The following is a 20,150-nucleotide window of genomic DNA, read 5'->3' as shown; positions in this document are numbered from 1 at the left end:
GCCGAATGCCGACCGCTCCAACGGGCGCGCTCCCGCGCGGCGTTGCCGTTACAGTGCCTGCATGTCGGACGCCGCCACGGCCCTGGAACCCACCGCCGCGCTCGAGAAGACGCTGGCTTCGCTGTCCTATCTGCTCACTCGCTCCCAGGCGCACGACTGGCAGGTCTCCCGGGCAGGGGTCAGCGCCCGCCGCTCCGACGTGTACCTGTTGCTGGCCCTGGACATGAGCGGGGGTACGAGCAGGGTGGGCGACCTCGCCGGCCTGCTGATGGTCGAACCCTCGCACGTCACACGGGAGATAGCGCGCCTGCAGTCGCGGCGGCTCGTCGAGCGAACGGCGGATCCGCTCGACGGCCGCGCCCGCCGGGTGGCGATCACGGTGGCGGGTGCCGAGCTGCTCGCCCGGCTCCGGCAGGCCAACCAGCACAGCCTCCAGCGGGCGCTGCACGGCATCGACGAGGCGGATGTCGCCACCACCGTCGCCGTGCTCCAGCGCCTCGTCGAGCGTTACGCCCGTCAGGTGCGTACGCGGGTGCTTCCGGAGCTGGGCGACGCCCATGACCCGGACACGTCCGGAGCCGCCGCCGGGGACGCCGGCTGACCCGTACACACGGATCCGACCCGTAGACACGGGAGCTGACCCGTACGAACACCGGCCGGTCCGTGGGTACGGAGTACGACGGGAGCCCGCGGCCGTGGGACCAGGAAGACCCGGCGGCGGCCGAGGAGGCCGGCGGCGCGGCCACCCAGCGGGAGGAAGCCTCCGTACCCGGGGACGTAGGCCGGGACGTTCCACTGCGGCGAGCCGCCGGACATTGCCGAGGTCGCGCTGGATCGACGGCCTGGCGACGCCGACGACGGAGAGGTCGACGGCGTCCATGAACTGCGCGGCGCACAGGACGATGAGCGCCATGCCGCCGGGGACTTGAGGGGATACCACCCGAGAGGGCGGCTCAGATATGTGCGTCACCTCACGAATATCGGGCCGGTGAAATCGGCCAGCCAGGCCCCTATCGGGTAGCCAGGCCCCTGATCCTGATACGCATGCCGGGGGTACGAATGGCAAGGGCCCCTTGGCCGGCCTTTGCGTCGCGCTCCGGGAATTGGGCGCCGGGGCCCGCTGTTGCCCTGGGGGACGCAGGAGCAAGATATTCCTTTCCCGCGACGGCGGTCCTGTCCCTTTAGCTTGTGCCTGCTGACCGAAGCGGGAGAGAGGTTGATCGACGATGCTTGATCCGGAAGCTCTGTACACGTGGGAGCCGCTGGGCCTGGAGGCGGCGGAGAAGGCGGCGGCAGCCTCCCAGGACGGTCTCGTACTGCTGTACCAGTTCGACGGTTTCATCGACGCCGGGGAGGCCGGCTCGCTGGCGGTCGGGCACGTGCGGGAGGAGGGGGACGCGCGGCTGGTGGCGCGGTTCGACGTCGACCGGCTCGTCGACTACCGGGCACGTCGGCCCCCGATGGTCTTCCGACGTGACCGGTGGGCCGGGTTCCAGTCGCCCGAGCTGGCCGTTCATCTGGTGCGCGACGCCACGGGGACCCCGTTCCTGGTGATGAGCGGACCGGAGCCGGACCGGGAGTGGGAGCGGTTCACGGCCGCCGTACGTGACCTGGTGGACCGGTTGGATGTGCGGCTGACCGTGTATGTGCACGGGATGCCCATGGGTGTCCCGCACACGCGGCCGGTGGATCACACGCCGCACGGCAATCGCCTGGATCTGACGGCCGATGTGCCGGTCTGGTTCGAGAACGCACCCGTGCCGGGCCATGCCGCCGGGCTGCTGGAATTCCGCCTCGGCGAGGCCGGGTACGACGTGCTCGGCTTCGGCGCCCACGTCCCGCATTACGTGGCCGACTCGCCCTACCCGGCGGGCGCGGTGGCCCTGCTGGAGGCCGTGCAGTCGGCGACCGGGCTTGTCCTGCCCGCTTCCGAGCTGCGTGCCGTCGTCGATGACGTGCGCGCCGGGATCGACGACCAGCTGACCGGGGCCGGGGAGCTGTCCGAGCTGGTCCGTTCGCTGGAGCGGGACTACGACGCGGTGCTGGGCAGTACGACGCCGGAACAGCGCTCCGCCGCCGAGCTGCCGTCGGCGGACGAGCTGGGACGCCTCTTCGAGGAGTTCCTCGCCGAGCAGGAGCGCGGGAGCGCCTGACCGTCTCCCGCCTTCCCGTACGGGGCCTTCCGTACACCGCGCTGCGCCGCCGGACCTGATGGGTCCGGCGGCGCAGCGTCGTGCGGGCGGCGGGGCGTTACGGGTACGGGTTCCGGTCAGCGCTCCGCCCGCCTCGGACCGTGTCCGCACGGCCGAACGCCCGGCCGTTGGACACGGCCGGGCGTTCGTGGCGGGGAGGCGGTGATGATCCTCCTCCGGATTCCCGGGACCGAGGCTTCCGGCCGCCCGTCCCGGGACGCTGGTGCGGGTCGCCGCCGGACAGAACCTAGTCCTGCCGGGCCAGCAGGTTCAGGGCCTCCATCGAGGGCGAATCGGGCTCGGCGTTGTAGACGACCAGCCGCTGCCCCGGGTCCGCGAGCTGGAGCACCTCGTCGGAAAGGGTGAGCCGGCCCACCAGGGGGTGCTGGTACTCCCGGACGGCGTGCGAGCAGTCGCTCACCGGGTGCGAGGACCACAGGGTGGCGAAGTGCGCGCTCTTCACGGTGAGCTCACCGATCAGGGCGTTCAGCCGGGCGTCCTCGGGGTAGCGCCCGACCGCCAGCCGCAGGTAGGCGACGGTCTCCTCGGTCTTCGTCTTCCAGTCGACGTACAGGTCGAGCAGGTGCGGGTCGAGGAAGACCATCCGGGCGATGTTCGGCCGGTCGTCGGGGTGGTCCACGGCATCCCGGTCGAGGTGGCTGCCTATCAGGGCGTGTGCCAGGGAATTCCAGGCGAGCACATCGAGGCTGCGTCCCATGACGAGGGCCGGGGAGTTCACCAGGGAGTCGACCATCAGACGGACGCCGGGGCGGATGCCCTCCGGCTTCTCCGGCGCGTGCACGGCTCTCCGCTGCGGTCGGGCGAGGCTGAGCAGGTGGTTGCGCTCGTCGGCGTCCAGCCGCAGCGCGTCGGCGAGCGCGTCCAGCACGCTGTCGGAGGCGTTCCGGCTCAGACCCTGTTCGAGACGCGTGTAGTAAGCGAGGCTCACGCCCGCGAGCATCGCGAGTTCCTCGCGGCGCAGGCCCGCGACGCGGCGTCGCCTGCTCTCCGTGTTCAGCCCCACTTCTTCCGGGCGCAGTGCTCCTCGCCGGGACCGCAGGAATTCTCCCAATTCAGCCATGCCTCCGAGTATGGCCTCTTCTCGCCGAATTACCCTGACCCTGTTATTGGTAGGAACGGCGATACAGGAAACGGAGGGTGGCGAATGGCATACGTAAGGTAATGACACCCCCCTGCGCCCGCCTGAAAAAGCGCACGGGCGCAGGGGGGAGCAGAAACCCTCCCGACCGGAGAATTATCTGTCATGCCCATTCCCAATGAGGAATTCCGGCCGGGAACGGGCGGCGGCCGGGGCGCCGCCGTCGAGCCCGTTCGTCCTGGACGATCAACGGGCGTTGGCGCCGCGTGGAGGCGGATCCCCGGACGACGTCGGCGGGCGATGTGGTGGGCATGGCCGTGGCTGTCGCGAACGCCGTCCACCACGCCACCGGGATCCGGGTCCGCGAGGCACCGATCCTGATGGACCGCCTACTGCCCTGAGGAGCCGCCGGGGCGGTTCGGGGCGCCGGACCGCCCCGGGGCGGCTTCGGCCACCCGGTCCCGGTCCCTGCCGGCCCCCTGGTCCCTGCCCGCGCGTTCGGGCCGGCGCTGCCCGGACTTCTTGAACGAGGCGAGGTCGCCGAGTTTCCCGAGCTTCTCCCGGCTGTCGCCCTCGGCGACGGGGTGGTAAGCCCAGACCTGGTAGCCGCCGGAACCGGGGATGGCCAGGACGTGCTGCTCGAATTCGACCGCACCGACCAGTGGGTGGCCGAAGCGCTTGCGGGAGACGGTCTGCTCGTACAGGTCGTGGCGCGCCCAGGAGGCGCTGAACTCGCCGCTTTTCAGGGTGAGTTCACCGACCAGCTGTACGAGGTTGGCGGCGTCGGTCTCCGAGCCCGCGTTCGCGCGCAGGGACGCGACGGTGCAGTGTGCGAACTCCGGCCAGTCGAGGAAGAAATCGGCCGCCTTCGGGCTGAGGAAAACCATCCGCGCGTAGTTCTCGCGGTGGGCGAGGCCTTCGTACAGGATGTCGCCGAGCGTGTTCCAGGCGACGATGTCGAGCCACCGGTTCACGATCAGGGCCGGAGTCCGGTCCCAGCTGTCCACGAGCTGGACGAGCCCGGTCAGGCGGTCGGACGAGACGCCCGGGGCCGGGGCGGGCTGCGCCTGGTCGGCCTCTGTGAGTTCCCGCAGGTACCGTACGGCCGCTTCGTCGAGCAGCAGCGCGTCGGCGAGACCCTCGATGACGTGGCGGGAGGGGCGCCGCTCGCGGCCCTGTTCCAGGCGGATGTAGTAGTCGGTGCTGATCCCGGCCAGCACGGCGACCTCGTCGCGGCGCAGTCCGGTCACCTGCCGGTCGTCGCCGGAGACCATGCCCAGCTGCTCGGGCCTTACCTGCTCACGGCGGGCTCGCAGGAACGCGGCGAGCGGTCCGGCCGCTGAGTCTGTCCGTATCGTCACCGCTCCACGCTAACCCGGCCGGATAACCGCAGGGGTAGGAGTGCGACTCCTACCCGTCTTCCGACGGGGGTGCTTAGCGTTCCTCTCAAGCATCCCCGACCTGCAAGGAAGCGTGAAGACATGGCAACTGTGGCGATCATCGGTGCCCACGGCGAGGTGGGGCGGCTCGTGCTCCGCGCACTGGCCGGGCGCGGTGACACGGTGCTCGGCGTCGTACGGCGAGACGATCAGGTCCAGGTGATCAACGGCCTCGGCGGCCGGGGCGTACTGCTGGACATCGAGTCCGCGTCGGCGGAGGAGCTCGCACGGGCGATCGCCGGCGCCGACGCGATCGTGTTCTCCGCCGGCGCCGGGGCCGGGTCGGGCGCGGCGAGGAAGCGTACGGTCGACTACGGCGGCTCGGTCCTCTCCGTCGAAGCGGCGCGACTGGCTGGTATCAACCGGTTCGTCCAGGTGTCAGGCGTCGGTGTCGACGACCCGGTCGCCCCCGGTTCGGACGCGTCCTGGACCGCGTACGTCTCCGCGAAGAGCGACGCCGACCGCGAACTGCGCGGCAGCGGCCTGGACTGGACCGTCCTGCGCCCCGGCCCGCTCACCGACGCGCCCGGCAGCGGGACGGTGCGCCTCGCCGAGCGGACCGGCTCGGGCGCCATCGCGCGGCAGGACGTGGCCGCGCTCGTCGTCGCCTGCCTGGACGACGGGCGCAGTATCGGCAAGCAGTGGGAAGCACGCGGCGGCGACACCCCGGTCGCGCAGGCCGTGGCGACAGCCTGACCGCCGCCCGCCGGCGGCGCGCAGGCCGTGGCGACAGCCTGACCGGCGCCCGCCGGCGGCGGGACATCTCCCGGACCAGGTCCGGAGAAGAGCACCGAGCACCAGAGCAAGAGAGCAGGAGCACCACCCCCATGAAGCTGTCATTGGTCGAGCTGTCCGCCGTGGCCCAGGGCCAGTCCCAGACGGAAGCGCTGGAGAACTCGCTGGCCACCGTGCGCCACGCCGAGGAGATCGGGCTGCACCGTGTCTGGTTCGCCGAGCACCACGCCACCCACGGTGTCGCATCCCACTCCCCGGAACTCCTCATGGCCGCCGCGACGCGGGTCAGCTCGCGGATCCGGCTCGGCTCCGGTGCGGTCCTGCTCAACCACCACAGCCCCTTCCGCGTCGCCGAGAGCTTCCACCAGCTGGAGGCGTTCGCCCCCGGGCGGATCGACCTGGGGCTCGGACGCGCCACGGCGGGTCCCCTGATCGACCTCGCCCTGCAGCGCGACCGCCGGGCCCGGCCCGAGAACGACTTCGACCAGCAGGTCCAGGAAGTACTCGCCTACTACCACGGCGGGTTCTTCCCGGCGGAGCACCCGTTCAGCCGGCTGGAACTTCCTCCGACCCCGGAGACCAAGCCCGATGTCTGGATCCTGGGCTCCTCCGGCAACAGCGCCGGGCTCGCGGCGGCACTGGGAGTCGGCTACGCCTTCTCGGGGTTCATCAACCCGAACGGCGCGGCGGCCGCCTTCCAGGCCTACCGGAAGAACTTCCGCCCCACGCCGTACGGTCCCGAGCAGCCTCAGTCGATGCTCGCCGTCAACGTCGCCGTCGCCGACACCGAGGAGGAGGCGCGGCGGCTGGCCTGGCCGTTCCGCGCCTTCCGGGACCAGCTGGGCCGAGTCGGCCTCGCCGCCCTGGCGCCCCGGCCGGACGAGGCCGGGCGCATGCTGAGCGCCGCGGCGAAGAACGAGCCGACCACCATCGTGAACGGCCGCCTGCCCCGCCAGCTCACCGGCACACCCGCGACCGTCCGCGCCCAACTGGAGCAGATGGCCGAGCTCACCGGCGCGACCGAAATCATGATCCACGACATCCTTCCCGACCAGGAAGCCCGGCTCCACTCGCACGCGCTGCTCGCCGGGGCTCTCGGCGTCACCGCCTGAGGGCCGGGGACAGCTGTCCCGCACGCGTGTCAGTCCTACGAGCAAGCAGTACGAGAAGTCAGAAGTGAGGAATTCCCCATGCGGATCGTGATCGTCGGCGGACACAGCCGTATCGCCCGTCTGATGCTGCCCCGGCTGGCGGCCCGGGGAGACGAGGCGGTCGCTCTGGTCAGACGCCCCGAGCAGTTCGAGGCCGTCCGCGCCCTGGGCGGTGAGCCGGTACTGATCGATCTGGAACACCTCGGTGCAGGCGCTCTCGTGCCGTCGTTCACGGGCGCCGACGCGATCGTGTTCGCGGCCAGCAGCGGCGACGGCACACCGGAGCAGCTGTGGACCGTGGACTTCGGCGGGGTCACCGCGTCCATCGAGGCCGCGAAGCGGGCGGGCGTCACCCGGTTCGTCCATGTCTCCAGCCTCGGTGTCGGCGACACCTTGCCCGGTTACGTGTCGGGCCCCTGGTGGGAGGCGTACTTCGGCGCGAAGAGGGAGGCGGACGCCGCCCTCGCGGCCTCGGGCCTGGAGTGGACCAGCGTCCGTCCCGGACAGCTGACGGACCGGGAGCCCACCGGGACGGTCCAGGTGGCCGACCGCCTTCCGTACTCCCCCGTCTCCCGCGCCGATGTGGCCGATACGATCATCGCGAGCCTGGACAGCCCGGCAACCGTGGGCCGCGCCTTCGACCTCATCGGTGGGCCCACCCCCGTCGCGGACGCTCTGAACGGGCTGACGTGACGCGTGACCCGGCTGCCGGTCGCCGTCCTTCCCCCCGGAGGGGCGGCGACCGGTCGGATGGTCAAGGCGACCGGTCGGATGGTCAACCGGTGGCGGGCTGGGCGGCCGGCCCCGTGTCCCTGGCCGCCTTTCCGGGCTCGGTCCGCAGGATCCGCGCCGCGCAGGCCGCGACCGCGCAGAAGGCCACGGGCAGGAAGAAGGTGAGGTTCAGCGGGATGAAATGGGTGAGTGGTCCGATGACGGCGGGACCGGCGAGCATGCCGAGGTAGCCGAGACCGGCCACGCGGGAGACATTGGTCCCGGCGTTCTCCTGGTCGGCGTGGCCCGCCGCGCTGAAGAGCTGCGGGACGCAGCCGGACAGTCCGGCGCCGAAGACGGTCCAGCCGATCAGGGCCAGGGGAATCCACGGGGCGAGCGCGACCGCCGTCAGGCCGAGCGCGGCCAGCGAGGCGCCGTAACGGACGATGGCGACGGGGCCGAAGCGCGCGGCCAGGCGGTCGGTGAGCAGCCGCCCGACCGTCATGGCGGTGGCGAAGGCGCCGTAGGCGAGGGCGGCGGTGGCGGCGGGGGCGCCGAGGACATCCCGCAGATCGAGCACGCTCCAGTCACTGGCGACGCCTTCACAGAGCATGAGCATCAGGGCGAGCGCGGCCAGTGCCCAGATCCGCGGGGGTGTGGTGCGCCGGGGACCGTCGGCGGCTCCTTCGGGGGAAGGGGCTCCGGGAGCGGTGGGGTCCGGCGCGGCGGCTTCGGGACCGGCGGCTTCACGGGCCGGGCCGGGTTCGGGCCGTAGCAGCGCGGGGGTGGCGAGGACGGTGGCGGCGAGCGCGAAGAGGCTGACGCCGCCGAGGGTGGCCACCGGGCTCCAGTCCCAGCTCAGTGTCCGGGCGGCGACCAGGGCGGCGAGCACCCCGCCGACCGAGAACACCGCGTGGAAGGCGGACATGACGGGCCGTTGATAGCCGCGTTCGACCTGCACGGCGTGGGTGTTCATGCTGACGTCCAGACAGCCGTTGCCGAAGCCGAGGGCCAGCAGCGCCGCGCCGAGCGCCCACGGGCCGGTGGCCAGGGCGGGCAGAATGAGCGCGGCGCCGCACAGGGCCGCGCTCACCGGTACGGTTCGGCGGGCGCCGAAGCGGTCGGTGAGCGGGCCGACGAGCTGCATGCCCGCGAAGGCGCCGCCGCCGAGCAGCAGCAGGAGCCAGCCGAGCACGGCGTGGCTGATGCCCGCCCGGTGCTCCACGACGGGGATGTGGACGACCCACATGCCGAGGACGAAGCCGTTGAGGGCGAAGAAGGCGAACGTGGCCAGCCGGGCGGCCCGCAGTGATCTCTCCATGAATGCGAACGTAGCGCACATCATTTGCGTTCGATAGGTTGCCTACCGCACATAAATCATGTTCACTTCCGCTATGGCGAGCAGGGACCGACTCAGACAGATCACCGGCGCGGTGCGCGAGAGCGGGCAGCTGGGGGTGGCGGAGCTCGCGGAACTGACCGGCGCCTCGGAGATGACCATCCGCCGCGATCTGGAGGTCCTGGCCGACCAGGGCGTTCTGGAGCGCTACCGGGGCGGGGCGAGGAGCCTGCTGCTGCGCGGCGAGGAACCACCGTTCGCGCTGCGGGCCCAGGACGGCCTGGAGGCGAAACGGCGTATCGCCGCCGAGGTCGCCGGGCTCATCACGGACGGCGAGTCGGTCGTCATCGACAGCGGCACCACCTGCCTGGAGGTCGCCCGCGCCCTGGGGCACCGCCGGCTGACCGTCATGCCGCTGTCCCTGCACGCCGCCAACGCGCTGACCGGCGGACCGCCGATGAAACTGCTGCTGCCCGGCGGGGAGCCCCGCCCGGGCGAGCTGGCGCTGACCGGCCCGCTGACCGAAGCATCCCTGGCCGCGCTGCGGTTCGACACCGCGGTCATCGGCTGCTGCGGGCTGACCGCCGCGGACGGCCTGACCTCGTACGACCTGGCCGACGCCGCCGTCAAGCGCGCCGCGATCGCCTCGGCGCGCCGCGTGATCGCCGTGGCGGAGGCGGCCAAGCTCTCCCGTACCGCGCTCGCCTTCGTGGCGCCGGTCGCCGCGCTGCACACCCTGGTGACCGAGGAGAGCGCTCCGGGCGGCGAGACGGACGCGATGGCGGCGGCGGGTGTGACCGTACGCAAGGTCTGACCCGCGGACGGCCGGGGCGGCCGAAGGCGTGAGCGTACGGAGGATATGAGCGGGCATCCCCGAGGGCGAGCCGGGCATCCCCGTGGGCCGAGCGGGCGCCTCACCGGATGACGGCGCCGCTCCGCGACGCGCTCCGGCCGCCCCCGGGGTGCGGGGGCGGCCGGAGCGAAGTTCGTGAGCCGGTGGTGCGTCAGGCGTGTGCGCGGCCACGGCCGGTGACGGCACGGTAGATCAGCAGCACGATGACGGAGCCGGCGACGGCGGCGATCCAGGTCGACAGATCGAAGAAACCGTCGATGGAGTCCACTCCGAAGATGACCTTGCCGAGGAAACCGCCCAGAAGTCCGCCGACGATCCCCACCAGCATCGTGATGATGATGCCGCCGGGGTCCTTGCCGGGGACCAGGGCCTTCGCGATCAGACCGGCCAGAAGTCCGATGATGATCCAGGCGATGATGCCCATGATGAAGATCCTTTCTCAGACTTATATTTTCCTTACGGCCGGTCGTGTAGCCCCGGACGCGGCGCCCAAACATGTCGGGGGACCACTGTTCCGCCGAGTCTGGATCAGGCGTTTTGCTCTATTCGGGTGCACTTGGCCCGACAATCCATTCCTGTCGGGCACAGGAGCGTTGTTCCCCTCGTGGATCCACGTGAACTCTGGGAGCGAAACACTGTCCTGGCCGAAGCTTTCTGCGCCAGCGACGAGCGCGTCCGTCAGGCACAGTCCGTGCTGGACGAGGCGCAGGCGGAGCGGAGCAGGACGCTCGCGGCATTCGCCGTGACCGTCGGCAACGACGGCGCCGTCGCGGATTTGATGGGCCTGAACGAGCGGGAAGTGCGCGTGGCTCGCCGTACGGTGGGGCGCGACGATGCCCGCACCGTCGCGGAGGAGCTACTGGCCCGCGGGCCGCAGGTGCCGCTCGAACCTCTCGCCGACCGTCCTTCCCTGACGGAAGTCCATCTGCCGCACCCTCGGGGCGAAACGGTTCCCCCGCCGCCGGACGCACCACCGTACGAATCGACCGCGCCCTCCGTACTCCACGCGCCACCGCCGCAGGACACGGTGGTCTGGTCGTCGAGCATGGACTCCGTACTGCTGTGGAGCTGGAAGTCCGGCCTCGACCTCCAGACGGTGGCCGCGGAACTGGGCCTGGACCTGCGGGCGTTGCTGCTGCGCGTGCAGACTCTCGCCGGGGACGGACTGCTCACCCCCGGCGCGCCGCCCGCCGACAACAACCAGGCGGGCCGGCACCGCCGCCACCACGAGGATCCCTACGCGACCCTCCTGAGCCCGGCCACCACCTCGTTCGCCACTCCCCTCTACCAGACCTGAGCTCTACCGGGCCTGAGCCGAAGCCGGAGTCCCGCCGCCCGGATCCGCCGTGGTCCGGGCGGCCGGGCCGCGGGACTGCCGGGCCGTGGCCCGGACTCCAGTGCCGCGACGGGCAGTGTCTGCGCGACAGGCGAAGCTTGCCGGTAGCGGCACTACAGAGCTGCCGAGTCCGTGGAGCGTGACAGTGCGCGCCAGTCCGCCAGCTCTCCCCGTACGAGATCGAGTTTGGCCTCCACGCGGGTCACCGCGTCCGCTCCGAGCTGGAGGCGCAGCGGCGCCGCCGGATTCTGCGCGAGCGCGACGATGATACGGGCGGCCTTGGCGGGGTCACCGGGCTGGGCGTGGTTTCCCTTGACAGCGCTCTCGCGGGTGGCCCCGACACTCACCTCGTACTCGGGAAAGGAGGTTTGCTGGGTGTGCAGGCTCGACGCGTCGAGGAAGTCGGTGCGGAAGAGGCCCGGTTCGACGATCGTCACCTGGAGGCCGAGGGGGGCGAGTTCCTGCTGCAGGGCCTCGGAGAAGCCTTCCACGGCGAATTTGGTCGCGGCGTAGACGCCCCAGCCGGGAGTGCCGGTGAATCCGCCGACCGAGCTGATGTTGATGACGTGCCCGGAGCGCCGGCGGCGCATCACCGGCAGAACGGCGCGCAGGACATTGAGCGTGCCGAACACATTGGTGTCGAAAACGGCGCGCGCCGCCCGGTCGGTGACCTCCTCCACGGCGCCCAGCAGTCCCCGTCCCGCGTTGTTGACCAGGACGTCGACACCGCCGAAGCGGTCGACCGCCGACGCCGCCGCCGCGTACGCCTGGTCCTCGTCCGTCACGTCCAGCGGTACGGCGAGCAGCGCGTCGCCGGCGTCGGGGAACTCGGCGTGGAGCGCGGCGGTGTCGCGCGCCGTGGCGGCCACGTAATGCCCTTCGGCGAGTGCTGCCCGGGTGATCTCCAGGCCGAGGCCCCGCGAGGCTCCGGTGATCAGCCATGTGCTCATGACGCCTGTACCTCCTGGATGGTCGCGGCCGGCTGGACGGTCACGGCCGGCTGTCGGACGGCCCGTCGCACCTCCCTCCGGCCGGCCCCGTCAGGCGCCCGCGCGGGAGAGCGTCTCGTACTCGTCGTCGGTCAGTTCGAGGCTCGCGCCGACGGCGTTCTGCTCCAGGTGGGCCACCGAGGAGGTGCCGGGGATCGGGAGGATGACCGGCGAGCGCCGCAGCAGCCAGGCCAGCGCGAGCTGCGCCGGCGCGGAGCCGTGGTCGGCCGCGATCTTCGTCAGCGGGCTGTCCGCTCCGGCGAGGGCGCCGGTCGCGAGCGGGAACCACGGAATGAATCCGAGGGCGTGCGCCTGCGCGTACTCCAGTACCTCCTCGGCGGCGCGGTCCGCGAGGTTGAAGCGGTTCTGGACCGAGACGATCCGGGTGATCCCGGCGGCTTCGGTCAGTTCCGGGACCGAGACCTCGCTCAGTCCGATGTGCCGGATCTTGCCTTCGCTCCGGAGCGCGGCGAGCTCGCCGAGCTGCTCGGCGAGCGGCACCTTCGGGTCGATGCGGTGCAGCTGGAGCAGGTCGATGCGCTCCAGACCGAGATGGCGGAGGTTCAGTTCGACCTGCTGCCGGAGATACTCCGGGCGCCCGATCGGCACCCAGCCGTCCGGTCCGGTGCGGGCCAGGCCGACCTTGGTGGCGATCACCAGGTCGTCGGGGTAGGGGTGGAGCGCCTTCCGCAGCAGCAGGTTGGCCGTGAAGGGGCCGTACGCGTCGGCCGTGTCGATGAAGTTGATGCCCAGCTCGACGGCGCGGCGCAGGACCCGTACGGCTTCCGCCGGGTCTTCGGGGTCGCCCCAGATTCCGGGGCCGGTCAGCTGCATGGTGCCGTAGCCGAGCCGGGTGACGGACAGGTCGCCGCCGAGGAGGAAGGTGCCGGACGCTCGGGCGGGCTGCTGGGTGACGGTCATGATCAAGCTCCTCAATGAACATGTGTTCGATATGTACAGGGATGGAGAGGGTCGAAATGCCCGTTTTGACCAGGCTGGCAGTTTATCGGCTTCTTCCCTCCCACTCCACGGGAAGCGCATCGCCGCCGACAGGGCCGGTGAACACCGGCGTCACCTCCCCGGCGCCGCTCGCCGGCGCCGCTCGCCAGCGCCTCTCGCCGACCGGGCACTCGCCGGTTCCCTCACCGCGCCGTGGAACCGTCGCGGCCTTCCCCGGCGTTCTCCGGACGGCACCGCGCACGGCCGGTGCCGTTCTCGGCCATGAAGGGGCGGTGGCGATGCGCGAGTTGGTACCCGGGGGGAATCTGCCCCTGCCGGACGGGGCGCTGTCGCTCCAGGTGCCGGGGCCGTTCGATCTCTCCGTCCTCATCACCGGCGACGACGGGAAGGTCTCCGGCGACGCGGATTTCGTCTTCTACAACCAGCCGTCGGCCCCCGGCGCCCGGCTGCGCGCGGGCGGTGTGAGCCTGGACCCCGGCAGGCTCCGGGCGGGAGCGAGCCGTGTCACGGTCACCGTCAGCCCCGCCGACCCGGGCACCGCGCTCAGTGGTCTGCCCGTCCCGGCGCTGACCGTCGTGGCGGACGGCGCGGGCCCCCTCGCCCGGTTCACGCCCGCGCGCCCGGCGCACGAAACGGTCCTGCTGCTGGCGGAGGTCTACCGGCGCGGCGCCGGGTGGAAGCTGCGCGCCCTCGGCCAGGGATACGCGGACGGGCTGGCCGGAGTCGCCCGCGACTTCGGGGTCGATGTCGCGGAGGAGCCCGCCCCGGAGAGACCCGCCGGGCCCGTGCGCTCCACCGTCCGGGCGGGTGGTGCCGCGAGCGGTGGGGCGACAGGCGCGGTACGCGGGGAGGCGAGCGGTACGGAGGCCGAGTTCGCGGCGCTCGTCCGGAGCGCCCGGCGCGCGGCCGGCGTGGCGCCCATGGTGCTGGAGCGCCGGCTCTCGGCCGCCGCCCAGGCGCATGCCGAGGTGATGGCGAGGCAGCGGCGGCTCGGTACGGACGGGCCCGGTGGGGTCTCCGTCTACCAGCGGATCACCGCGGCGGGCTACCGCTACCTCCAGATCGGTGAGCAGCTGGTCTCCGGGCCCCGTACACCCCGCGAGTTCGTGGACTACTGCCTGACCGGCGACGCGACCCGTGGCCCGCTGCACGACCCGGCGCTGACCGAGGCGGGGGTCGGCCACGCCGTGGACGCACGCTCCGGCGACGTCTACTGGACGGCGCTGTGGGCCCGGCCCTTCACCGGGGACGGGCTGCTCGGTGTCACCGCCGAGGTCCTCGCCCTCACCAACGCGGAGCGGGCCGCCGCGGGCCTGCGCCCGGTGGCCGGTGACGTACACCTGGGGAGGGCGGCGCAGGCGTACAGCGCCGACATGGCCGCGCGCGCCTTCTACTCCCATACGTCGCCCGAGGGGTCGGCGCCGTGGGACCGGGCGGCCGCGGCCGGCGCCGCCCACCGGGGCATCGGCGAGAACATCGCCTGTGGGCAGCGCACCGCACGCGAGGTGGTCCGGGACTGGATGGACAGCCCCGGACACCGGGCCAACATCCTCAAGCCCGACTTCACGCACCTGGGCGCCGGTTTCGCGGGCGGCGGCCCGGCCGGGACGTACTGGACGCAGCTCTTCGGTCTGGCCTGACCCTTCCGGCCTTCGTCAGGCCGGAAGGCCGCCGACGTCGTGCCCGCCGGGTCAGGCCGCCTCGGTCGGGCCCGCTCGGTCAGACCGCCTCGGTCGGGCCCGCTCGGTCAGACCGCCTCGGTCGCGCCCGCTCGGTCAGGCCGGCTGTACGGCCGTCACGGTGAAGGTGTCACCACAGACCACGGGCACCGGGGTACGCAGCGTCAGAGCGTCCTTGGAGCCGGGCGGGAAGATCCGGAGCAGGCTCGGAGCGGGCCAGCAGGCCGTGCCCTTGATCCCCTTGTTCAGGGTGTGCAGGGTGACCTGCGCGGCGGCACCGGGCGCGAGCTTCACGACGGAGAGCTCCCCGCCCTCCCGCGTGGCCGGCTTGCCGATGGTGGCGCCGTCGCCCGCGAGGAGCGACACGCCGGGGAAGCCCCGCAGCGTGCAGGCGCCCTGCCCGGTGTTGGTGAGCCGGAGTTCGTAGCGGATGTTCCCGGCGCCGACGTCCGCCGGGCCGATGCTCGGGACCAGTTGATCGGCGGTGCACCGGGCCGGGGCGGCCGGGGTGCTCCGGCCGCTGGTCGGCGGCGTGGCGGGGGTGGCCGACCGGAGCGAGGCCGTCGGCGACGGCGGCCCGCTCGACGTGCCGCCGGTCCGACCGCTGCTCACCGTCGGTGAGCTCGCCGGAGTGGAAGCCGCGGAGCCACCGGGGGAACCGCCACTCGAACACGCGGCCGTGGCGGCTGCCAGCAGGGTGACGGCCGCCGCCATGGCACCCAGCCGCCACGCCCGGCCGGCCCCTACGCACTCCTTCGCGGACTCCTCCGTGGACCCCTTCTCCGAGGCCTGAGAGGTCTGAGGGTGATCGGACATTCGGTCCACCTGCCCATCCACTTTCGTACGAATACCCGTCATACGTATACCCGCAGAGGCGTGGAACCCTCGCCCGGCGCACTGTGGACACATCTCCGGACGGGCGGGTGCGGAGCGGGCGGCGGGATGCGAGATTGACACGGTGGAGGGCCTGGAGATCGTCGTCGTCCTGCTGACCGCCGTCCTCGGCCTGACCTGGGTCGCGCGGCGGCTGCGCCTGAGCGAGCCCGTCTGCCTGCTCGCGGGCGGGGTGCTGATCGGCCTCATCCCCGCATTCCGTTCGGTGCGGCTGCCCGGGGATCTCGTCCTGCTGATCTTCCTGCCACCGCTGCTCTACGCCGAGTCGCTGACGATCTCGCTCCACCAGATCCGGGCCAATCTGCGGGTGATCGTCCTGCTGTCGGTGGGACTGGTGCTGGCCACCGCGCTGACGGTGGCGGGAACCGCGCACGGCCTCGGCATGGTCTGGCCGATGGCGTTCGTCCTCGGGGCCGTACTCGCGCCGACCGACGCCACCGCGGTGGCGGGCGTGGCACGGGGCATGCCCCGCAGGACCCTCACGACGATGCGCGCCGAATCCCTGATGAACGACGGCACGGCGCTGGTCGTGTTCGCGGTCGCTGTGCAGATCGCCGTCGGCCGGAGCGCGTTCGCGTGGGGCGAAGCGACCTGGCGGTTCGCCCTGAGCTACGTGGGCGGGATGGCGATCGGCGCCGCGGGCGCGCTGCTGGCGATCACCCTGCGGCGGCGGATCGACGACGGTGAGATCGAGACCGGGCTCAGTGTGCTCACCCCGTTCGCCGTCTACCTGCCTGCGGAAGCGGCGGGTGTCTCCGGGGTGCTGGCCGTCGTGATGTGCGGACTGATCATCAGCAGGGCGAGTCCTCTGCTGACGCGGGCGAGCAGCCGTCTCCAGACGATCGCCTTCTGGCAGGTCTCCACCTTCCTGCTCAACGGCTCGCTGTTCGTCCTGGTGGGGATGCAACTGCCAAGTGCGGTGCTCGGGCTGCGGTCGCTGGGGCTGGGCAGGGCGCTGCTGCTCGCCGCCGCGGTCAGCGCGGCGGTGATCCTCACCCGGCTGCTGTACCTGCACAGCACGCCGTACCTGATCCGGGCGGTGGACCGACGCCCGCAGCAGCGGGCCAGAAGGGTCGGCGCCCGCCAGCGGATGCCGGTCGCGTGGGGCGGGGTGCGCGGTGCGGTGTCCCTGGCGGCGGCCCTCGCCGTACCGACGTACGCGGCGGACGGGTCGCGGTTGCAGGGCCGGGACGTGATCGTCTTCGTCACAGCGGCGGTCATCGTGGTGACGCTCCTCTTCCAGGGGCAGACTCTGCCCCTCGTGATCCGGTGGTCCCGGCTGCCGGAGGACCCCACCGAGGACAGCGAGGAGATCCTGGCGCGGCAGCACGTCGTCGAGAGCGCGCTCGACGAACTGCCGGGGCACGCGGAGCGGCTCGGGGCTTCGCAGGAGGTGGTCGACCGCCTCACCGAGGAACTGAGCGAGCGCGCGGAACGCCTGCGTGCGGACGACGAACCCGCTGATGAGGCCGAGCACGAGCTGCGCCGGGCGCTGCTGGCCGCGAAGCGGACCGCGCTGGTCGCCCTGCGCGACGCGCGCCGCATCGACGACGCCGTACTGCGCCGGGTGCAGGAAACCCTGGACCGCGAGGAGTTGCGGCTCGAAGCGCGCGCTCTGGCGGCGCGGGCCGCCGCCCAGCGGAGGTCCCGCGCGGCCGGCGGCCGGGACGGCGGCGGGGATGAGGAGGGAGATGGTGACGGCCGGGGCCGGGACGACATCTGACCGGGACGAACGGTCCGGTGGGGGTGGCGGCCGTTCGGCCGGGCACGACCGGGCCGCTGGTGTGGGACTGCCGGTGAGGAGGTGATCACCGATGGACGCAACCCTTCCGCTCATCGAGCGGCGACCGCCCCGTCCGTGACGGCGGTGGGCTCCGGCAGGCGCGGGCCGTCCTCTCCGGTCGTACGAAGATACGAAAAGCGGTCCGCCGGGACGGTGGCGGGGCGGGCCCGGGGTGTGTCCCCGGGCCCGCCCCGCTCACGAGCGACTGTTCAGGTGGTCAGGACGCCGGATGTCCCGGATGGTGCGGGACGCCGAATGTCCCGGACGTCAGCGCGGCCGCTTCGCGTCGAACTGGGCCACCCAGTACTTCGTCCGGTCGAGGTACGCGGTCTCGGCGTCGGCCCCGGTCTTCCCGTACGCGCCCGAGAAGGTCTGGTAACCGAAGCCGGCCGGCGGCGTGGACGTGGCCGGTTCGATCGAACTGCCCTCGTGCCACTCGTTGAAGGAGGTGACGGAGACCCAGGTGGGTGATCCGCCGATGGCCGGGTCGAGCGCGTTGTTCCACTCCTTGTCGTAGGCCGCGCCGTTGTCCCGGGCGAGGGTGGGCGTGGTGTTGCCCGGGACGGCGCGGTCGTCGAGGTAGCCGGGTGCGACCGACGGTGCCCAGATCAGGCCGTGCGCCTTGGCGTAGTCGCCGGCCTGCTTCCAGCCGGGGGCCGTGGCGCCCGCGATGCCGTCGTAGGTGTAGAGCCCTGAGAAGTGCGCGATCTTGCTGGTGTCGGTGGTCTGGGCCAGGACCGTGTTGGTCTGGGTGACCTGGTCGAGGGCGGTCCAGTCGGCGATCTTGAGGCTCTCGAAGATGTAGAACGCCGGCCGGTCGCTGTGCTCGGTGTCGCGGTAGAAGGCGGGGTGGCTGCCGTACGTGGCGCCCAGGTAGCGGATGTCGGACACCACCGAGGCGGCGGTGCGCCCGGAGTACGGCTCGATGTGCCAGGCCACCTTGATGCCCTGCTGCTGGGCCGCGTCCAGGACGCCCCGTGCCAGGGTGTCCTCGTAACTGCCCTGCCCCCACCAGCTGTAGACGAGCACACCGGCGCCCGACTGCTTGATCCATTTCATCTGCTGGGTGACGGCTCCGGCGAAGTCACCGGAGTCGTACGCGCCCAGCTTGGGGTAGAAGTCGGCGCCGATGTCCTGCGGCGGGGTGCGGCCGCCCTGCTGCCAGTGGCGGTAGCCGCCGTTCTTCACGGGGCTGCCGTACCACGGGTAGTAGAAGAGGTGGACATCCGCCGACGAGGCCTCTAACGCCGCCACCTTGTCCAGGGTGAAGGTGTCGATGTCGAAGAGGGAGCCCGAGCCGCCCGCGAAGGTGAGGAAGAGCGGCCCGCTAGGAGTGCCGGTCAGGGTGGTGGAGACGTTCTGGAAATTCTCCCAGCCGCCGGTGCTGGGGACCGCGACCGTGCCGAGTACCGGCCCGGTGGCCGATCCCGAGCGGACCTGGAGGGTGCCGCCGGAACCGCCCGAGGAGACCTTGGCGGTGAAGGTCCTGACCCCCGCGAGCTGCGCCTGGGAGTAGCCGGCCCAGTCGCCGTTCTCGATGTAGCCGAGGGTCTTGCCGCCGCTGGCCGGAGCGTGGTCGGCCGGCTGGACGCCCTGGGAGGAGGTGTAGGACTCCCCTTCGAACGTGGAGGAGGTGGTGGTCCCGCCGAGTTCCTTGATGCGGACGTTGCGGAAGGACACGTGGTCGGCGGCGCTGTGGTTCTGGATGCCGATGTAGCCCTGTTTCAGGGATCTGACCGGGTCGGCGTTGGTGAAGTCGTTGATCTTCACGCCGTTGAGGAAGACCTGCAGGCGCTCGCCCTCCACCCGGATCTCGTACGTGTTCCACTGGCCGGGCGGGTTGAGGGCGCCGTCCCTCGCGGCGATGTCGGCCGACTTGAAGCCGTAGACGGATCCGGTGGTCCTGTCCGCGCTGTCGGTCGCGTCGATCTGGACCTCGTACCCCTGGTTCACGGCCGAGTTGGGGTCGTCGGAGGCGGGGAAACCGACGAAGACACCGGAGTTGTCGTCGCCGGTCATCTTCCAGTCGAGCTTGAGGGAGTACGAGGCGTACTCCTTCGTCTTGTACCAGTACAGGCCCATGCCGCCCACCGACGCCAGGGTGGCGTCGCTGTTGGTGAAGCTGCCGGGACCGGCCTGTGCCCAGCCGGTGGTCGAGCCGTTGTAGAGCGTGGTGTAGCCGGTCTCGGCACGGCAGTCGGCCTTGGCGAAGCCGGCCGCGTACCGGATGCCGCCGAGCAGCAGCGTCCGGAAGGCGGGGTCGGCGTACGACTCGATGGTGTGGCCGAGGCCGGTGTAGAACGCCCGGCCGTTGCCCTGCGGGTGGCACCAGGTGATGGGGTGGTCGCCGCTCATCTCGCCGCCGCTGTAGCTGGATTCGTCGAGGCTCTGCAGCACTCGGACGTTGGCGCGCGGGTTGGTGCGGTAGTTGTACCACTCGTCGCTGCGGGACCAGGTCTGGCCGAGGTGCGCGGTGGCCGCGTTGGCCCGGTCCTCGGTCTTCACGGTGGCCTGCTGGATCGCCGGGTGGCTCTTGAACCAGGCGCCGGCGATCTGCTCGTACTGCGGCCAGTCGTACTCGGTGTCGGCCGCCGCGTGGACGCCGAGATAGCCGCCGCCCCCGTCGAGGTACGACTGGAAGGCCGACTGCTGGCCGGCGTCCAGGACGTCGCCGGTGGTGGAGAGGAACACCACCGCCTTGTACTGGGCCAGGTTGGAGGTGGTGAACGCCGCGCCGTCCTCGGTGGCCGTGACGGTGAAGTTGTTGGCCGCGCCGAGGTCACGGACGGCCTGCGTGCCGGCCGGGATGGAGTCGTGCCGGAAGCCCGCCGTCTTGGAGAAGACGAGCACCTTGTAGGCGGGGTCGGCGGCCTGGGCCGTCGCGGCCGGTGTCAGGACCGCTCCGATGAGGGCGAGGGTCACGACGAAGGCCGAGGCGGCCGCCGCCGGGATCCCCCGCAGATGACGGGACATCACTTTTCGTAGCATCA

Annotated in this window: 17 protein-coding genes and 1 pseudogene; 9 read left to right on the top strand and 9 right to left on the bottom strand. The window is 71.8% G+C overall.

The features are described 5' to 3' along the window. Nucleotides 1-61: 61 nt before the first annotated feature. Nucleotides 62-601 (top strand): MarR family winged helix-turn-helix transcriptional regulator, encoded by a 540-nt coding sequence (locus ACIBAE_RS16220; protein WP_399285471.1) that lies wholly within the window; start codon nt 62-64, stop codon nt 599-601. Nucleotides 602-702: 101 nt separating this feature from the next. Here ACIBAE_RS16220 and ACIBAE_RS16215 read toward each other — a convergent pair. After that, a pseudogene (locus tag ACIBAE_RS16215) lies at nt 703-961 on the bottom strand (MFS transporter); the annotation flags it as partial. A gap of 265 nt (nt 962-1,226) precedes the next feature. On the opposite strand from ACIBAE_RS16215, the gene ACIBAE_RS16210 reads away from it, so the two are divergent. Then, nucleotides 1,227-2,153, top strand: a complete 927-nt coding sequence (locus tag ACIBAE_RS16210; protein ID WP_399285470.1) for a PAC2 family protein — start codon at nt 1,227-1,229, stop codon at nt 2,151-2,153. Between the two features lie 286 nt (nt 2,154-2,439). Here ACIBAE_RS16210 and ACIBAE_RS16205 read toward each other — a convergent pair whose 3' ends face one another. Further along, nucleotides 2,440-3,273 (bottom strand): helix-turn-helix transcriptional regulator, encoded by an 834-nt coding sequence (locus ACIBAE_RS16205; protein ID WP_399285469.1) that lies wholly within the window; start codon nt 3,271-3,273, stop codon nt 2,440-2,442. Nucleotides 3,274-3,680: 407 nt separating this feature from the next. Next, nucleotides 3,681-4,652: a helix-turn-helix transcriptional regulator gene (locus tag ACIBAE_RS16200; RefSeq protein ID WP_399285468.1), complete on the bottom strand. Its 972-nt coding sequence runs from the start codon at nt 4,650-4,652 to the stop codon at nt 3,681-3,683. A 120-nt stretch (nt 4,653-4,772) separates the two neighbouring features. On the opposite strand from ACIBAE_RS16200, the gene ACIBAE_RS16195 reads away from it, so the two are divergent. The 3 genes from ACIBAE_RS16195 to ACIBAE_RS16185 all read left to right on the top strand — a co-directional run bounded on the left by ACIBAE_RS16195 (nt 4,773) and on the right by ACIBAE_RS16185 (nt 7,309). Next, on the top strand, nt 4,773-5,426 hold the full coding sequence (locus tag ACIBAE_RS16195; RefSeq protein WP_399285467.1) for an NAD(P)H-binding protein: 654 nt from the start codon (nt 4,773-4,775) through the stop codon (nt 5,424-5,426). A 131-nt stretch (nt 5,427-5,557) separates the two neighbouring features. Beyond that, nucleotides 5,558-6,577 (top strand): LLM class flavin-dependent oxidoreductase, encoded by a 1,020-nt coding sequence (locus ACIBAE_RS16190; RefSeq protein WP_399285466.1) that lies wholly within the window; start codon nt 5,558-5,560, stop codon nt 6,575-6,577. A 78-nt stretch (nt 6,578-6,655) separates the two neighbouring features. After that, nucleotides 6,656-7,309, top strand: coding sequence for an SDR family oxidoreductase (locus ACIBAE_RS16185; protein ID WP_399285465.1), 654 nt, complete (start codon nt 6,656-6,658; stop codon nt 7,307-7,309). 82 nt (nt 7,310-7,391) lie between these two features. Here the strand turns inward: ACIBAE_RS16185 and ACIBAE_RS16180 are convergent, their stop codons facing one another. Further along, nucleotides 7,392-8,648, bottom strand: a complete 1,257-nt coding sequence (locus tag ACIBAE_RS16180; RefSeq protein ID WP_399285464.1) for an MFS transporter — start codon at nt 8,646-8,648, stop codon at nt 7,392-7,394. Nucleotides 8,649-8,721: 73 nt separating this feature from the next. On the opposite strand from ACIBAE_RS16180, the gene ACIBAE_RS16175 reads away from it, so the two are divergent. After that, the gene (locus ACIBAE_RS16175; RefSeq protein ID WP_399285463.1) at nt 8,722-9,480 is read left to right on the top strand and encodes a DeoR/GlpR family DNA-binding transcription regulator; all 759 of its coding nucleotides are present in this window, start codon (nt 8,722-8,724) and stop codon (nt 9,478-9,480) included. Between the two features lie 190 nt (nt 9,481-9,670). On the opposite strand, the gene ACIBAE_RS16170 is transcribed toward ACIBAE_RS16175, so the two are convergent. Beyond that, on the bottom strand, nt 9,671-9,943 hold the full coding sequence (locus ACIBAE_RS16170) for a GlsB/YeaQ/YmgE family stress response membrane protein (RefSeq protein WP_399285462.1): 273 nt from the start codon (nt 9,941-9,943) through the stop codon (nt 9,671-9,673). Between the two features lie 180 nt (nt 9,944-10,123). Between ACIBAE_RS16170 and ACIBAE_RS16165 the strand changes: the two genes are divergently transcribed. Next, a complete protein-coding gene (locus ACIBAE_RS16165; protein ID WP_399285461.1) occupies nt 10,124-10,816 on the top strand; it encodes a hypothetical protein in 693 nt (230 codons plus the stop codon). Between the two features lie 152 nt (nt 10,817-10,968). Here the strand turns inward: ACIBAE_RS16165 and ACIBAE_RS16160 are convergent, their stop codons facing one another. Together ACIBAE_RS16160 and ACIBAE_RS16155 are read right to left on the bottom strand one after the other, a co-directional pair. Beyond that, a complete protein-coding gene (locus ACIBAE_RS16160; protein ID WP_399285460.1) occupies nt 10,969-11,805 on the bottom strand; it encodes an oxidoreductase in 837 nt (278 codons plus the stop codon). 90 nt (nt 11,806-11,895) lie between these two features. Then, nucleotides 11,896-12,765: an aldo/keto reductase gene (locus tag ACIBAE_RS16155; protein WP_399285459.1), complete on the bottom strand. Its 870-nt coding sequence runs from the start codon at nt 12,763-12,765 to the stop codon at nt 11,896-11,898. 317 nt (nt 12,766-13,082) lie between these two features. Here ACIBAE_RS16155 and ACIBAE_RS16150 point away from each other — a divergent pair, with 317 nt between their 5' ends. Then, a complete protein-coding gene (locus tag ACIBAE_RS16150) occupies nt 13,083-14,444 on the top strand; it encodes a CAP domain-containing protein (RefSeq protein WP_399285458.1) in 1,362 nt (453 codons plus the stop codon). 135 nt (nt 14,445-14,579) lie between these two features. Here the strand turns inward: ACIBAE_RS16150 and ACIBAE_RS16145 are convergent, their stop codons facing one another. Beyond that, entirely contained in the window at nt 14,580-15,299 is a 720-nt protein-coding gene (locus ACIBAE_RS16145) for a DUF4232 domain-containing protein (protein WP_399285457.1), read from the bottom strand. A 142-nt stretch (nt 15,300-15,441) separates the two neighbouring features. Between ACIBAE_RS16145 and ACIBAE_RS16140 the strand changes: the two genes are divergently transcribed. Next, on the top strand, nt 15,442-17,100 hold the full coding sequence (locus ACIBAE_RS16140) for a Na+/H+ antiporter (RefSeq protein ID WP_399285456.1): 1,659 nt from the start codon (nt 15,442-15,444) through the stop codon (nt 17,098-17,100). 327 nt (nt 17,101-17,427) lie between these two features. Here the strand turns inward: ACIBAE_RS16140 and ACIBAE_RS16135 are convergent, their stop codons facing one another. Then, on the bottom strand, nt 17,428-20,133 hold the full coding sequence (locus ACIBAE_RS16135) for a ThuA domain-containing protein (protein WP_399285543.1): 2,706 nt from the start codon (nt 20,131-20,133) through the stop codon (nt 17,428-17,430). Nucleotides 20,134-20,150: the final 17 nt, after the last annotated feature.

This window comes from Streptomyces sp. NPDC051569 (genome assembly GCF_044454085.1).
Lineage (GTDB): Bacteria > Actinomycetota > Actinomycetes > Streptomycetales > Streptomycetaceae > Streptomyces.
This window is presented reverse-complemented; position numbering and strand designations above follow the sequence as displayed.

Coding starts and splice junctions, on each gene's coding strand:
- ACIBAE_RS16185 (WP_399285465.1), top strand. CDS start 6,656: ATGCGGATCGTGATCGTCGGCGGACACAGCCGTATCGCCCGTCTGATG.
- ACIBAE_RS16205 (WP_399285469.1), bottom strand. CDS start 3,273: ATGGCTGAATTGGGAGAATTCCTGCGGTCCCGGCGAGGAGCACTGCGC.
- ACIBAE_RS16190 (WP_399285466.1), top strand. CDS start 5,558: ATGAAGCTGTCATTGGTCGAGCTGTCCGCCGTGGCCCAGGGCCAGTCC.
- ACIBAE_RS16210 (WP_399285470.1), top strand. CDS start 1,227: ATGCTTGATCCGGAAGCTCTGTACACGTGGGAGCCGCTGGGCCTGGAG.
- ACIBAE_RS16220 (WP_399285471.1), top strand. CDS start 62: ATGTCGGACGCCGCCACGGCCCTGGAACCCACCGCCGCGCTCGAGAAG.
- ACIBAE_RS16175 (WP_399285463.1), top strand. CDS start 8,722: ATGGCGAGCAGGGACCGACTCAGACAGATCACCGGCGCGGTGCGCGAG.
- ACIBAE_RS16145 (WP_399285457.1), bottom strand. CDS start 15,299: ATGTCCGATCACCCTCAGACCTCTCAGGCCTCGGAGAAGGGGTCCACG.
- ACIBAE_RS16155 (WP_399285459.1), bottom strand. CDS start 12,765: ATGACCGTCACCCAGCAGCCCGCCCGAGCGTCCGGCACCTTCCTCCTC.
- ACIBAE_RS16170 (WP_399285462.1), bottom strand. CDS start 9,943: ATGGGCATCATCGCCTGGATCATCATCGGACTTCTGGCCGGTCTGATC.
- ACIBAE_RS16195 (WP_399285467.1), top strand. CDS start 4,773: ATGGCAACTGTGGCGATCATCGGTGCCCACGGCGAGGTGGGGCGGCTC.
- ACIBAE_RS16150 (WP_399285458.1), top strand. CDS start 13,083: ATGCGCGAGTTGGTACCCGGGGGGAATCTGCCCCTGCCGGACGGGGCG.
- ACIBAE_RS16160 (WP_399285460.1), bottom strand. CDS start 11,805: ATGAGCACATGGCTGATCACCGGAGCCTCGCGGGGCCTCGGCCTGGAG.
- ACIBAE_RS16180 (WP_399285464.1), bottom strand. CDS start 8,648: ATGGAGAGATCACTGCGGGCCGCCCGGCTGGCCACGTTCGCCTTCTTC.
- ACIBAE_RS16135 (WP_399285543.1), bottom strand. CDS start 20,133: ATGTCCCGTCATCTGCGGGGGATCCCGGCGGCGGCCGCCTCGGCCTTC.